General features: G+C 40.8%; 11 protein-coding genes and 1 tRNA gene. 3 read left to right on the top strand and 9 right to left on the bottom strand.

From position 1 onward, the window contains the following. Positions 1-35 precede the first annotated feature (35 nt). Entirely contained in the window at positions 36-920 is an 885-nt protein-coding gene (locus tag ACUR5C_RS06540; protein ID WP_454467555.1) for a GGDEF domain-containing protein, read from the top strand. A 164-nt stretch (positions 921-1,084) separates the two neighbouring features. Here the strand turns inward: ACUR5C_RS06540 and fadJ are convergent, their stop codons facing one another. From fadJ to proB, 3 genes are all read right to left on the bottom strand, one after another. Then, positions 1,085-3,262, bottom strand: a complete 2,178-nt coding sequence (gene fadJ, locus ACUR5C_RS06535) for a fatty acid oxidation complex subunit alpha FadJ (RefSeq protein ID WP_454467554.1) — start codon at positions 3,260-3,262, stop codon at positions 1,085-1,087. Then, the gene (gene fadI, locus ACUR5C_RS06530) at positions 3,262-4,653 is read right to left on the bottom strand and encodes an acetyl-CoA C-acyltransferase FadI (protein WP_454467553.1); all 1,392 of its coding nucleotides are present in this window, start codon (positions 4,651-4,653) and stop codon (positions 3,262-3,264) included. The genes fadJ and fadI overlap by 1 nt, the downstream gene beginning before the upstream one ends. Positions 4,654-4,919: 266 nt before the next feature. Next, a complete protein-coding gene (gene proB, locus ACUR5C_RS06525; protein WP_454467552.1) occupies positions 4,920-5,762 on the bottom strand; it encodes a glutamate 5-kinase in 843 nt (280 codons plus the stop codon). Positions 5,763-6,056: 294 nt separating this feature from the next. Between proB and ACUR5C_RS06520 the strand changes: the two genes are divergently transcribed. After that, a complete protein-coding gene (locus ACUR5C_RS06520) occupies positions 6,057-6,470 on the top strand; it encodes an Hsp20/alpha crystallin family protein (RefSeq protein WP_454467551.1) in 414 nt (137 codons plus the stop codon). A gap of 176 nt (positions 6,471-6,646) precedes the next feature. On the opposite strand, the gene ACUR5C_RS06515 is transcribed toward ACUR5C_RS06520, so the two are convergent. The 5 genes from ACUR5C_RS06515 to ACUR5C_RS06495 all read right to left on the bottom strand — a co-directional run bounded on the left by ACUR5C_RS06515 (position 6,647) and on the right by ACUR5C_RS06495 (position 11,626). After that, complete coding sequence (locus ACUR5C_RS06515; protein ID WP_454467550.1) at positions 6,647-6,772, bottom strand: hypothetical protein; 126 nt, start codon at positions 6,770-6,772, stop codon at positions 6,647-6,649. Between the two features lie 234 nt (positions 6,773-7,006). Beyond that, the gene (locus ACUR5C_RS06510; protein ID WP_454467549.1) at positions 7,007-7,771 is read right to left on the bottom strand and encodes a phosphoadenylyl-sulfate reductase; all 765 of its coding nucleotides are present in this window, start codon (positions 7,769-7,771) and stop codon (positions 7,007-7,009) included. Between the two features lie 62 nt (positions 7,772-7,833). Then, a complete protein-coding gene (gene cysI / locus ACUR5C_RS06505; RefSeq protein ID WP_454467548.1) occupies positions 7,834-9,546 on the bottom strand; it encodes an assimilatory sulfite reductase (NADPH) hemoprotein subunit in 1,713 nt (570 codons plus the stop codon). 2 nt (positions 9,547-9,548) lie between these two features. Beyond that, positions 9,549-11,348, bottom strand: coding sequence for an assimilatory sulfite reductase (NADPH) flavoprotein subunit (locus ACUR5C_RS06500; protein ID WP_454467547.1), 1,800 nt, complete (start codon positions 11,346-11,348; stop codon positions 9,549-9,551). 187 nt (positions 11,349-11,535) lie between these two features. Beyond that, positions 11,536-11,626 (bottom strand) — tRNA-Ser (locus ACUR5C_RS06495). A gap of 226 nt (positions 11,627-11,852) precedes the next feature. Between ACUR5C_RS06495 and ACUR5C_RS06490 the strand changes: the two genes are divergently transcribed. Continuing rightward, positions 11,853-12,536: a Bax inhibitor-1/YccA family protein gene (locus ACUR5C_RS06490; protein WP_454467546.1), complete on the top strand. Its 684-nt coding sequence runs from the start codon at positions 11,853-11,855 to the stop codon at positions 12,534-12,536. A gap of 96 nt (positions 12,537-12,632) precedes the next feature. Here ACUR5C_RS06490 and gdhA read toward each other — a convergent pair whose 3' ends face one another. Further along, complete coding sequence (gene gdhA / locus ACUR5C_RS06485; RefSeq protein WP_454467545.1) at positions 12,633-13,982, bottom strand: NADP-specific glutamate dehydrogenase; 1,350 nt, start codon at positions 13,980-13,982, stop codon at positions 12,633-12,635. Positions 13,983-14,135 lie beyond the last annotated feature (153 nt).

Below are 14,135 nucleotides of genomic sequence, written 5' to 3'. Positions count from 1 at the left end.
AAACTCAGTCAGATATTGTGTAGTAGAGGCAAAGTATGAAAACTTCTTCAAAAGTGATTGGAATAGACGGTTATCGAGCAGCAGGTCAATCAAGTGGTGATTCGCTCGACATCACTCGCTTGGCGATTAAGCTCCAGCAAACCTTAGAAATATCACCGTTACTTCAATCTTTTTGCCAAGAAACTGCACGCCTAGTTCCTTGTGATTCAGTAAAATACCGACACGCCAATAACAATCAACATTTTTCAACCGGACAAGTAAAAGTCCATCGATGCCGTTATCAACTGGACTTACAAGGTGAAAATTTAGGCGAAATAGAATGCACCAGAGATACCCCGTTCACTATGCAAGAAACTGATTTGATCGAGCGCTTACTCAGTTTACTTATTTACCCATTAAGAAATGCGCTCATGTACCAAAAAGCGGTGGCAGAGGCTTTCCGTGATCCGCTAACCCAAATTTCAAATCGAGCAGCATTTGACGAGGCAATTAGCCGAGAAGTGTGTAATTTTAAGCGCCATTTAACTAACTTTTCTTTGTTAGTGATTGATATTGATTGGTTTAAACAAGTGAATGATACCTATGGTCACCTAGCCGGAGATAGCGTTTTAAAATCAGTTGCACAAACCATTAAGTCGACATTGCGTCGTTCTGACGAAGTCTTTAGATATGGCGGAGAAGAGTTTGTGGTTATTCTGTCAAATACGCCGGTTGAAGGCGCGCGCTTTATTGCAGAAAGAGTGCGTAAAGCGATTAAAAAGCTAACTATTAAAAGCCACGAAAAAATCAACGTAACAGCATCGATTGGTGTGGCTGCGCCAAGTACCGTGCAAGATGCCTCGGACACTTTATACCAAGCAGACAAAGCATTGTACCAAGCAAAAGAAGAAGGCAGAGACAAAGTTGTTGTGCGCGCCTAAACGCGCCTAGCCATTAAACATAAGCCATCAGCCAAACTGCTCTAGGCTTTTAATTTAAATTATTGTCACCGCGAAAGTTTGGCTATTTTCGATTTGCAAATATAAAAAAACACAAAGCATTTTGCTTTGTGTTTTTTTTACTGCCGTTACTTCAACTTTAAAAGCTAATAAAAGCTTGCGCCACTTTGCGCTTTTTCAACGAGTAAATCGGCGGGTTTATATCGGTCGCCAAAATTCTGTTGAAGCGCCTTTAATTTTTCCACAATTTGCGCTGCGCCTTGGCTATCAATATAGCGAAACGGGCCTCCTAAAAATGGTGGAAAACCAATTCCAAAAATAGCACCAATATCGCCATCTCGGGGATTTCTAATGATGCCGTCTTGTAAACAAAGTACCGCTTCGTTCACCATCATTAGCAAGCAGCGATCAACAATAGATTCCGGCGCCATTCTGTTGTCTGGTTGTACGCCTAACAAACGATAAATGCTTTCATCTACGGGCTTTTTGCCTTTGCTATTACCGGCATACATATAAAAACCGCGACCGTTCTTGCGCCCTTTTCTATCGTCTTCTTTAAGCTTGTCAAACATGGCCGGTGGTTGCATTCTCTCACCAAATGCATCTTCTAAAATAGGGGCGACTTTAGTTGCAACATCAATACCGACTTCGTCAAGTAATGTCATAGGCCCAACGGGAAATCCCGCATTAACTAAAGTTTTGTCTAGGTAATCAATTGGTACGCCGCTAGCAACTAACTGGCCAGCTTCGTTCATGTAAGGTGCTAAAATTCTGTTAACATAAAAACCTGCGCCATCTTTTACCACGATAACCGTTTTACCTTGTGCCTTCCCAAAGGCAACACAACTCGCAATCACTTGGTCACTGGTTGCTTTGCCTTTAATTATTTCCAGCAATGGCATTTTTTCTACCGGCGAGAAATAATGTAAACCAATCACACGTTCAGGACGCTGGCTTTTCTCAGCAATTTTATCAATTGGAATTGAAGACGTATTAGTTGCGAAAATCACATCACTGTTACAGTGGTTTTCGATATCAGCGAGTACGGTTTGCTTTAGCTCTAAGTCTTCAAATACCGCCTCTATGACTAGGTCTAGCTGCTTAAAACCGCGATAGTCTTTGGTGCCGCTTAACCGCGCAAAGCGCTTACTGGCATCATTTATTGACAGGTGTTTACGCTTGACACTTTTTCTAAAGATTTCCCAACAGTATTTTAGTGCATGGTTTATTCCGGCATCATCTCTGTCTTTAATTCTAACTCTTTTGCCCGCTTTATTTGCGGTGACATAAGCAATACCAGCGCCCATTAGGCCCCCGCCTAAAACACCCACTTTATTAATTTCGACAGGCTCAACGTCAGCATCAACACCTTTGTCTTTTTTAAGCTCAGTTGAAGCAAAAAAGATATTCATCAGTTGCGCTGACTCTTTTGACACCACCAACTCGCCAAAATGTCTGGCTTCAACCGCAAGACCGGCATCGAAACCTTCTTCCATACCGACTTTGACACAATCAATTATTTTAGGTGGAGACGGATAGTTTCCTTTAGTTTTTTTCTCGACTGTTTGTAAAGCCTTATCAAAAATAATTTTTCTGCCATAGCTACTCGTTTCTAGCGCTAGTTTTTGAAGTTCACTTGTATTAAATAAACCACTCACATTAAATTTAGGCTTAAGCTCACGCACTTTGCGTTTGCTATTATTGACTTCTTTTTTGGCTAACTTAGCCGCGGCAACTTTTAAATTGGCTAGTGGCACTACCTCATCTACCAAGCCTAACTTTTTAGCTCGTTTTGCGACTAGTTGTTTACCCGTTAGCATTAAATCAAGCGATGCAGCAATGCCGATTAACCTTGGTAATCGTTGAGTCCCTCCGCCGCCGGGGAGCACACCTAATTGAACTTCTGGTAGACCGAGTTTGGTTATAGACTCTTCGGTACAAATTCTGTGAGAGCAAGCAAGTGCTAGTTCTAATCCACCGCCTAAACAAGCGCCATGAATAGCGGCGATTACCGGCATAGGCAGATCTTCTAACTGCTTAAATACTGCATGACCTTTTAGTGCAACCTCGGTCGCTTCTTGTGCGGTATTAATTTTTTCCAACATACTAATGTCAGCACCCGCAACGAAGTTAGTGGGCTTACCACTAATTAAAACCAAGGCCCGGATTGCAGCGTCGGATTTAATTTGTGCAAAAATTTCTTCAAAGTCGTTAACAAATTCTGCGCGGAGTGTATTTTGTGATTCTCCTGGTACATCGATGGTTACCCAACCAATTCCTTCTTTATCTACTTGTAGGCTAAATACCGAAGTTTGATTACTCATTATTCAACCTCCAAAATCATTGCTGCGCCAAGACCACCAGCGGCACAAGCAGTCGTCAATCCAAGGCCTCCTCCACGTCGATTAAGTTCGCGTAAGACTTGGGTGATCATGCGTGCACCAGTTGCGGCAAATGGATGGCCGTAGGCTAACGAACCACCTAGGACATTAAATTTATCCATATCAATTTCACCTATTACTTTGCTGCGATTAAGCTTTTCTTGAGCAAATTTTTGACTTGCAAAAGCCTGCACGTTACATAATGCCTGCGCTGCAAATGCTTCGTGCATGTCAACTAAGGTTAAATCGGCTAAGGATATCCCTGCTCTGTCTAAAGCTAAAGGGGTTGCGTACGACGGCCCCATAAGCATATCGGTTTGTGCTTCTATCGCAGCAAAGGCATAACTTCGGATAAAACCTAAAGGCTTATAACCAAGCTCTTTAGCCCGCGATTCGCTCATTAATAACAAAGAGGCTGCACCGTCTGTCAGTCCGGTACTATTTGCTGCAGTTAAAGTACCATGTTGACGATCAAATGCTGGTCTTAACTTGGCATAACTTTCTAACTTAGAGTCAAAGCGTACCGTATTATCTTTTGCCAGTGCTTCATTAAATGGCTCCACATAAGCTGTCATGACTTCGTCGTCTAACCAACCTTGTTGCCACGCATTGGCTGCTAAAGTGTGCGAACGATGCGCAAGTTCGTCTTGGCTTTCTCGACTAATACCGTGGTCTCTAGCCATTTGCTCGGCATTTTGCCCCATAGTCAGTCCAGTTGAATACTCTTTCACTGACGGTGGTACTGGCGCAAGATCTTTAGGCCTTAGTTGAGTTAAAATTTTAAGTCGCTGCCCCATGGTTTTAGCTTTAGAAAGCTGCAAAAGTATGGCAGAAAACTTTTTACTAATACCAATTGGTACAACGGAAGAAGTATCTGCTCCCCCAGCTACGCCGACGCTAATAGTGCCAGCCATAATCGACTCAGCGACACTCACAGTCGACTGAAAGCTCGTTGCACACGCCCTAGAAACGCTATAAGCGTCAGTATTAACGCTCATGTCAGTACCTAACACGATTTCTCTGGCAATATTTGGTGCTTCTGGATGAATTAAAACTTGTCCAAAGACCAGTTGCTCTACGAGAGATAGATCGATTTCAGCCCGTGTCAGCATTTCACTGACGACCATTTTGCCCATGTCTATCGCATTGGTTTGCTTAAAATGGGTTAATTGTCGCGCAAATGGGGTTCGCAAGCCGGCAACAATGGCAACTCGCTCTGCTTTACTTTTGATTGGGGCTTTTTTTCGCGTCGTGTTTTTTTTCGCAGGCGGTTTAGCCTGGTCTGAACTCGATTGTTTTTTATTATCTTGCTCGTTTGCTTTTGCTTCGCTCATAGAATATCTCTCAAATATTTGAAAAAGCGACACTTTTTGCCGTTCATTGGGTTAGTTATAAGTTAGTAGAAAAACCTAAACTAAGCACGCTAATTCGCCAGAAAAATGTAACAGGCGCTGAATTTAACTCATCCGACCAATAAATTCAAACGATTGTTTGAATTTGAGTATCGGAAATACCCTCGCCGTTAGCTTAGAGCAAGTCACTACGTTGCTACGTTGCTATCTAGAGATTCATACTGGTTAACTCATATCATGGAGAGTCTTCAAGCAATAAACAAGGTACCCGGATTACGACATTGCTTTAGTGTTTCAAAGGTATCCGCTTTACGCCCATTAACAATCAATGTGCTAATCCCCGCATTCATCGCTAGCTCTGCAGCTTGAATTTTGGTTTGCATGCCGCCTTTAGCAATAGGGTTATTAGTTGTTGTGGCCATGCCTTTAATTGTGGTGTCAATCGCGCTTACCTGCTTAATTAGTTTTGCCTGAGGGTTAGTTTGAGGGTTACTTTCAAACAAACCGTCGACATCACTACAAATAATGAGTAGATCGGCTTCACTCATTACCGCCACGCTAGCGGCTAAGTTGTCGTTATCGCCTACCACCAGTTCATCAACTGCAACCGAATCATTTTCATTAATTATAGGGATTGCGTTAGTTGCAAATAAAGTGCTCAGCGTGTTTTTAGCATTGGCTATCCGCTTGGCATTTTCCAAGTCCGATCGGGTTAATAAAATTTGAGCACAATGTTGATCAAAAAGACGCTGCCAATGGAACATTAAATGGCTTTGCCCAATTGCGGCTAATGCTTGTTTTTGCGGAATGCTCATGGGTTGATCTAACGGGTATTGAGTTAATCCAATGCCCGCAGCGACACCACCTGATGAAACAATAATAACTTCTTTATTTTGGTGAAGGCTAAATTGAATAAAGTCAGCTAATGCTAATAAATAGCGAATACTACAACCTTGCCCATCGGGTGCAATTAATGCACTGCCTACTTTTATTACCGCTCTTTTCCAATTAAGTATTGGATTTTTCTCAGTATCATTTTTTAAGTTAGTTAATTGCTCTGCGGCATTGTTTAGTTGAGTTTCAATTGACACCGGTATTCCTTGAAGTTTGCTAATAAGCGCTTTATGACGAGGTCGTAACCTAAACCGTCATAATTAACTGTTCAAGTTTTATTATGTGGCTAAGCATAAGTTTAAGTTATAACAAACCGTCTAGGTTGCTTTATGCGCATTAAGCATGCCAAAAGCCGAGATTTTTAGGTTTTAATTTTTATAAAAACATACGCCTTTAAATTTTTTATTTTTACAGACTAGTACTGCCAATTCGTTAGCGTATCATTAGTTTAGTAACGCCCAAAAAGCTATCTTTAAAAAGGAGACAAGCTGATGAACTTAAGTAGTTGGAACCCTCTGCGAGAAATAGATGATTTTTTAACACCTTCACTCAAGTTAAGGAATAGCCAAGCGTCAACAGGAACTTGGAAACCATTGGTAGACGTAGGTGAAGATGCCAATGAATATTTGATAAAAGTAGAAGTTCCAGAAATTCCCAAAGAGAATTTAAAAATAACCACCAACAATGGATATTTGACCATTTCTGGCGAAAGAACATTAACTAAGTCAGACAAAAAAATGCACACAATGGAGCGTTTTTATGGGACCTTCGAACGCAGTTTTAATCTTCCAGAAAACGTTGACGAAAGAGATATTCGGGCAGAGTATCATGATGGTGTTTTAGAGCTTCACTTACAGAAAAATCAACTGCAACAACAACACCCTCACCAAATAGAGATAAAATAAACAAGCAGCAAGCGCCATGATCTTGGCGCTTGCACTCTTACTACCAAAGATAGCGCTCTATAATGTTAAGCACCTAATTCAAACTTTCGCTGCCTGAATTAATAAAACCCTAAAAATTAGCCATACCATTCAACCCACACACGACAGCATCCCAACAAATCATCCCTTAAAAATCCCTAATCCATACCAACAATACCTACAATACCAACAGTACCAACAGTACCAACAGTACCAATAAAGTTAACCACATCACTCATCCCACACGCGACAGCATCCCAACAAATCACCATACACCAACGCATTTGACACTCGCTAACAGCAAAGACTAACAAATCGCCCAGCGGCGAAGAGCGACGGGCGTTTTTGCTTACTTTTTTTGCTCTTGAAAAAAGTCAGTTATAGCCAAGGATGGCTGGTATGCAGTTTTTGCAGGAGCAAAAAACTGCCGCATGTAAGCGAAGCGATGCGAAATAGCCCTTTACCAGATCACAAAAAAAATAATTAACCAACTCAAAAAGCCAACAACACGCTAACTTTTAGAGTTCTTTCACCTCATGCAACCCACACTCCCTTTTCACCCCATTAAAGCGCGTTTCCTCTTCTAACATACCTTCACTCAACGGCCGGGTACTGTGTTTATCGCCAACCGAAACATAGCCTTTTTCCCACAACGGGTGATAAGGTAAGTGATGTTTTTTAAGGTACTCATAAACACGTTTATTATTCCAGTCTATCAGTGGATGGACTTTTAGCCGGTTTCTAACGACTTGCGCAACGGGTAAGTTTTTTCTAGAACTTGATTGACTTCTCATTAGCCCGGCAAAGTATGTATTAACGCTAAGTGACGACAGGCCTATTTCCATTGGCTCAACTTTATTCATCTGGTTGTATTGTTCTAATTGAGACACCCCCTGCTCCCAAAGCTTTCCATACTTTGCTTCTTGCCATGCGGGGCTTAGATTGGCGCGAAAAACTTTTAAATTTAGTTTAAGCCGCTCGGTTAACTGCTCTACAAACTGATATGTCTCGGCAAACAAATAGCCTGTATCGATAAATATGACTGGAATATTCGCAAACACTTGAGTCACCATATGTAGGCTCACTGCCGACTGAATGCCAAAACTAGAAGACAAAGCAAAATTTCCTGGAAAGTGTTGTAACGCCCACTCAATTCGCTGATGAGCAGAAAGTTTTTCTAGCTTAGGGTTATACTCAGCCAAACTTTTATTCACTAACAGTTGAAACCCTTTAGTATAAATAGGGGGAGCTGAATTGGTGTGACCGTTGATATAATTAAGCATGCTCACTCCTTACTTTAAGTAATTCCATTATAAAAAATAACCAAAAAAACCTTGGTTTTACTTTAGCCATGAAAGTCTAAACCGTTATTAACTTTCGCAATGTATTTTGCGCGGATAACAAAGTCTCCAAACCTTTCATCTTTAAGCCGGTTCTTGGCATAGTCTTGTAATAAAGGCTCAAGCGCTTGGAGAATTTGCGTTTCGTTAATGTTTTCTAAAAATAATTTATTTAAGCGTTCTCCTGAGTGGCTTGCACCTAAGTACAAGTTATATTTACCTGGGGCTTTTCCAACTAAACCAATTTCGCCCAAAAATGGCCGACCACAACCATTAGGACAGCCAGTCATTCGAACATTAATAGGCACATTGGATAGCTGATATTTGTTGAGTAAGTTTTCAACTCGGTCTATAAAACTGGGCAAATACCTTTCAGCTTCTGCCATAGCTAAGGAGCACGTTGGAAACGCGACACAGGCGATCGAGTTCAACCGTGTTGGCGACTCTTTTTCTCCACTACTAATATTATATTTCTTAAGCAGTTTCTCTATAATGGGTTTATTGGCCGCTGATATTTTACTTATAATCATATTTTGGTTAGGTGAAATTCTAAACTCGCCATCATGCACTTTGGCAATTTCTACTAAGCCAGTAAACAGTGGGCTTTGATCACTATCGATAATTCTTCCACTATGAATATAGAGTGTTAAATGCCAAAGACCTTTTTCGTCTTGAAACCAGCCATAACGATCAGCGTTATGTATAAACTCAAATGGTTTGCTTTTATTTAATTTAAAACCTTGATACTCGGCAAGTGTTGCAACAAACTTTTCAATCCCCATGTGGTCGATAGTATATTTTAAGCGGGCATGTTTGCGAATTTCACGATTGCCATAATCTCGCTGAACTTTGACTACACTCTCGGCAACCGTGAGTACTTTATCTAACTCACAAAACCCAATTACATCGGCTATTCTAGGATAAGTGGATTGATCACCATGAGAACTCCCCATGCCTCCGCCCACAACAACATTAAAACCAATTAACTTGCCGTTTTCAATAATTGCAATAAATCCTAAATCATTTGCAAACACATCCACATCATTGTATGGCGGGATAGCCACGGCTATTTTAAACTTTCTCGGCAAATAGGTTTGTCCATAAATTGGTTCTAGTGTCGCTTGGCTAGATTCAACTTTTTCACCATCTAACCAAATTTCATGATAGGCTGTAGTTTTTGGTAAAAGATGTTCACTAATTTTTTTTGCCCAATCAAACACCTCAGCATGTGCTTTTGAAGTTTCAGGCAATGGCGTGCTCATTACGTTTCGATTAACATCGCCACAAGCAGCAATGGTATCTAACATTGATTGGTTAATGCCTGCAATAGTGGCTTTTAAATTGCGCTTAAATACCCCGTGCCATTGATACGCTTGTCGGGTTGTTAGTCTTAAGCTACCACTAGAATATTGGGTTGCCAGTTGTGCCATTTGTATAAATTGTTGAGACGTTGTTACACCGCCAGGAACTCGCGCTCTAATCATAAATGAATAAAGCGGCTCCAACTTTTGCTTGCGCCTTTCGTTTCTTAAATCTCTGTCATCTTGTTGATAAGATCCATGAAACTTGATAATCATCAAATCATCATCAGCTAAAGCACCGGTTACTTGGTTAGTTAAACCCTCGGCAATAGTCCCGCGCAAATAGTCACTTTCTACTTTTATTTTTTCAACACTTGAGTGTTTACTGGGATCATATTTTGTCGTTTGAATAGTCATATTTAATAAACATCTCTTTGATAACGTTTGGACTGCTTCATTTGTTTTAGGTAAGCTATCGCTTGCGACTCGCTTTGATTACCTTGGGCTTTTATAATTTCAATAATGGCGAGCTCAACATCTTTTGCCATTTTGCTCATATCACCACACACGTAAAGGCTCGCTTGCTGTTCATCGATCCACTGCCAAATGCTTGCTGCATGACGGAACAGTTGATGTTGAACGTAGAGCTTCTCTTTTTGATCTCTGGAAAACGCGACACTTAAATGAGTCAGCTGCTTAGATTTAAGTTTTTCGAGCCATTCTGTTTGGTAAAGAAAGTCGCTATTAAAATTGGGGTTACCAAAAAACAACCAACTTTTTCCGTTTGCATTACGTGCTTCACGCTCTTGCATAAATGCTCTAAAAGGTGCAACACCCGTACCAGGACCTATCATAATAATTGGTGTGTCGTCGTGAGGTAGTTTAAAGTGCTTATTGCTTTCAACATAAACCATTAGTTCGTCATCTTCGCGTATGCTTTCAAGCAAATATTGGCTGGCTGCGCCCTTTCGAACCCCAGTTTCATTTTGGGTTTGCGCCAGCGCAACGGTCAAATGCACTTCTTCTGGGTTAGCACTTAAACTAGAAGCAATGGAATAAACTCTGGGTTTAATCGGCTGAAGTAAATTAACCAATTGCTGTGCAGTTAAGCTGAGTTTCGCAAGCTTTAATAAATCAATCACTTGATGGTTTTGGCTATAACTCGCAAAGTCTTCAAGTACTATTCGCTCTACATGAGTACGCAGCTTATCTTGCTTTATAAAGTCTAGGACACGCTTAACTAAAGGCTTACTTAGCAAAGTGAGCTCTAAATTTTCTATTAATGTTTGGCCAATAGATTGCTCTTTATTAACAAGGCTAATTTTCTCTTCAAATGAAATATTCAATAACTGAAGTATTGATTCGACTAACTGCCCATTATTTTTTACCCAAACACCTAAGCTGTCGCCAGGTTGATAGCTAATACCAGAGTTTTCAAGTGAAAGTTCAAGGTGATGGATATTCTTTATAGAGCCTTTTGCGGTGATTTTTTGATTAGTTAAAACCGTTGCAGTAAATGGGTTTTCTTTAGAGTAGTTTACAGACTCTGCTAGCTGGGATGTTTGAGCGGGAATGAGTTCAGCGCTCACTGGTGCTAGTTCGTTAAGTTTTACCGCAACTTGATTTATCCATTGATTAGCTTGCTCTTTATAATCAACATCGCAATCAACACGCTCTAGCAACGCTCGTGAACCGAGTCGAGCAAATGCTTGCTCAAACTCTTTACCGGTTTGGCAAAAATATTCATAGCTTGAGTCGCCTAAGGCTAAAACCGCGTGTTGCACCCCTTCTAGTTTTGGCGCGCGCTTACTTTGAATGAGTTCATGCAGCTCAATGGCATCATCTGGCGGCTCGCCTTCGCCATGAGTGGCCGCGACCATTAAGATTATATCTTGCTGCTTCAACTCCTTCAGCTTAAATCCTGCGCATGAAGCAATAGCCGCTTCAGCCCCTTGTGAAGTTAGTTTTTGATGGAGTTGATTAGCAACTGCTTCTGCATTGCCCGACTGAGAAGCAAACATCACTAATACTTTGAGCTTAACTGAGACCTCAGCGGCTGGAGCAACCTCGGACTTGGAATCACTTAATTTGGCATCGGCAATACCAGAACAATAGCCACTAAGCCAATAAAGCTCTTTCGACTTAAAATTGCTTAATTGTTTAAGTAACTCATCGCTAACCGGCTGCGCGTTAGTTGGGAATTCGACTTTTTGGCTCACTGTTTCATTCTGCTCAATTTTGAATTGAACCACAGTGTGCAATTTAGATTGATAATGAGCTACTAATTAACAGCTATCTTGGCATAACTGAATGTCATTTTGCTAAAAAGATTGTGTTGTGTCGGCAAGCGCAAGAACTTATTTTTAGGGCAAAAAAAAACCCGCTATAAAAGCGGGTTTTTCTGTCTGGCGGAGAGATAGGGATTTGAACCCTAGAAGGGCTATTAACCCTTGCCGGTTTTCAAGACCGGTGCATTCGACCACTCTGCCATCTCTCCGTTGAGGGGCGCATATTACCGGATTGTTTGAGTTTGTAAAAGCATATTTTAAAAAAAATTTAATTTTTTTTAAAATTCGGTTAAATATCAACCATCTAAATGATTATTTACATAAAAATACTTGACCTAAAGGCTTGGTTTCTTTAACTTGAGGCCATATTATAAGGATAGTCTTATAGTTTAATCTGCTCTTAATGTAGAGCATTTTTTTCAACAGGAGTTTGCTATGCAATCTAACACCCAGCCTTTCGAAAGAAGCGCGAGTCGCTCTCTCGAAATTAATAAAGTACTTAAAAATACTTACCTCTTACTGTCTGCAACGCTGTTATTTAGTGGATTGATGGCTGGCGTTGCCATGGCGTTTAATATTCCATTAATTCCTTGGTGGGCTTATTTAATCGCCCTATTCGGCATGACATTCTTAATTCATAAAACCGCTAACAGTGCTATGGGTCTGGTAATGACCTTTGCTTTTACTGGCTTTTTAGGGTTTTATGCGGGCCCAATTATTAGTTATCACGTAGCCGCTAGTGGCGCGAGTATCGTGGTTCAGGCCTTAGCTGGAACAGGTTTAATCTTTTTCGCCTTGTCTGGTTACGTACTAAAAACCCAAAAAGACTTCACGTTTATGCGCGGCTTCTTATTTACCGGCGTTACCGTGGTGTTCTGTGCTATCTTGTTTTACTACATAGGTAGTGCTTTCTTTGGTCTACACATATCTGGCTTCTCACTCGCCATTTCTGCAATTTGTGTATTATTAATGTCAGCTTTTATTTTGTATGACACTAGCAGCATTATTCGCGGTGAAGAAACTAACTACATATTAGCAACGGTTTCTATGTACCTTAATTTATATGTGTTGTTTATGCACTTACTTAACTTATTGTCTGCTTTGTCTGGCGATGATTAAAACCTGATGAGTTAATTGAATACTTAATAAATTAACTCTCAATAAAAAAGGCCCGTATAACGGGCCTTTTTTATTATCTAAAGTTTTCTTAGCGGGTTAAACTACGCCGTAAGCTAGCATGGCATTCGCAACTTTTACAAACCCAGCTAAATTAGCGCCCTTAACATAGTCCACATATTCGCCTTGAGTTGCGCCATATTCCATACACTTCCCATGAATTTCCGCCATTATGGCTTTAAGCTTGGCGTCTAACTCATCTCGCGTCCATGACATACGCTGACTGTTTTGTGACATTTCTAAACCAGATACTGCCACTCCGCCTGCATTTGAGGCTTTACCTGGCGCATATAAGACTTTGTTTTGAGTAAATACATGAATGGCGTCGATATAGGTTGGCATGTTTGCCCCTTCTGCAACCGCGATAACCCCATTTTTGACCAGCATTTTAGCATCAGCAACATCAATTTCATTTTGAGTTGCACAGGGTAACGCCACTTCACAAGCGATCTTCCAAGGTTTTTCACCAGGATAGAAAGTCACGCCATATTTATCGGCATACTCACTAATACGACCTCGACGCTCGTTTTTTAATTCCATGACAAAGGCGAGTTTTTCTACAGTGATACCGTCTGGGTCATGAATAAAACCACTAGAGTCGGACAAAGTAACAACTTTGCCTCCAAGCTGAATAACTTTTTCAGCTGCATACTGAGCGACATTACCAGAGCCAGAGATAACCACAGTTTTCCCATCTAATGAATCGCCTTGCTGCTTTAACATAAGATCCATAAAGTAGACTGTGCCATAACCGGTTGCTTCAGTTCGAATTAAACTGCCACCAAACTCAATCGACTTACCGGTTAATGTTCCGGTAAACTCATTCTCTAAGCGCTTATATTGGCCAAACAAATAGCCAATTTCTCGTGCGCCTACACCAATATCGCCAGCGGGAACATCTCTATTAGGGCCAATGTGTTTATGTAATTCGGTCATAAAGCTTTGGCAAAAGCGCATTACTTCACGATCAGATTTACCTTTAGGATCAAAGTCAGATCCCCCCTTACCTCCACCCATAGGTAAAGTTGTTAAGCTGTTTTTAAATACTTGCTCAAATCCTAAGAATTTTAAAATACTTTGATTCACAGATGGGTGAAACCTTAGCCCGCCTTTATAAGGACCAATAGCGCTGTTATATTGCACTCGGTAGCCTCGGTTTACTTGAATGTTACCTTCATCGTCTTCCCAGCTGACTCGAAAAGAGACAATTCTATCCGGCTCTATCATTCGTTTTAAAATTGCGGCTTGATTATAACGAGGGTGCTCATTAACAAAAGGGATGATATCTTCTGCTACTTCCTGCACCGCCTGGTGAAACTCTACTTCACCTGGATTACGGTCCTTCACCTCTTGCATAAAGGTGTCGAGATCTAACTCATGTTTGCTCATTAATTTTCTCTTTGGATAGTTTGAATTCAATAGTTGTATGTCGTTACTTAGCCTGTTTATTTGCTTTCTGTGAGTGCGCGCTTTAACATTCTAAGTTATTATCATCAAGCAAGTATTTTGCTAGGCAGGATTATGAGGTTTTGTATCTAGCAA

This window comes from Aliikangiella aequoris (assembly GCF_053709105.1).
This window is presented reverse-complemented; position numbering and strand designations above follow the sequence as displayed.

Bases quoted from the DNA above. Each gene is read 5' to 3' on its own strand.
- ACUR5C_RS06540 (WP_454467555.1), top strand. From the start codon at position 36: ATGAAAACTTCTTCAAAAGTGATTGGAATAGACGGTTATCGAGCAGCA.
- fadJ (WP_454467554.1), bottom strand. From the start codon at position 3,262: ATGAGTAATCAAACTTCGGTATTTAGCCTACAAGTAGATAAAGAAGGA.
- fadI (WP_454467553.1), bottom strand. From the start codon at position 4,653: ATGAGCGAAGCAAAAGCAAACGAGCAAGATAATAAAAAACAATCGAGT.
- ACUR5C_RS06520 (WP_454467551.1), top strand. From the start codon at position 6,057: ATGAACTTAAGTAGTTGGAACCCTCTGCGAGAAATAGATGATTTTTTA.
- ACUR5C_RS06515 (WP_454467550.1), bottom strand. From the start codon at position 6,772: ATGCGTTGGTGTATGGTGATTTGTTGGGATGCTGTCGCGTGTGGGATG.
- ACUR5C_RS06510 (WP_454467549.1), bottom strand. From the start codon at position 7,771: ATGCTTAATTATATCAACGGTCACACCAATTCAGCTCCCCCTATTTAT.
- cysI (WP_454467548.1), bottom strand. From the start codon at position 9,546: ATGACTATTCAAACGACAAAATATGATCCCAGTAAACACTCAAGTGTT.
- ACUR5C_RS06490 (WP_454467546.1), top strand. From the start codon at position 11,853: ATGCAATCTAACACCCAGCCTTTCGAAAGAAGCGCGAGTCGCTCTCTC.
- gdhA (WP_454467545.1), bottom strand. From the start codon at position 13,982: ATGAGCAAACATGAGTTAGATCTCGACACCTTTATGCAAGAGGTGAAG.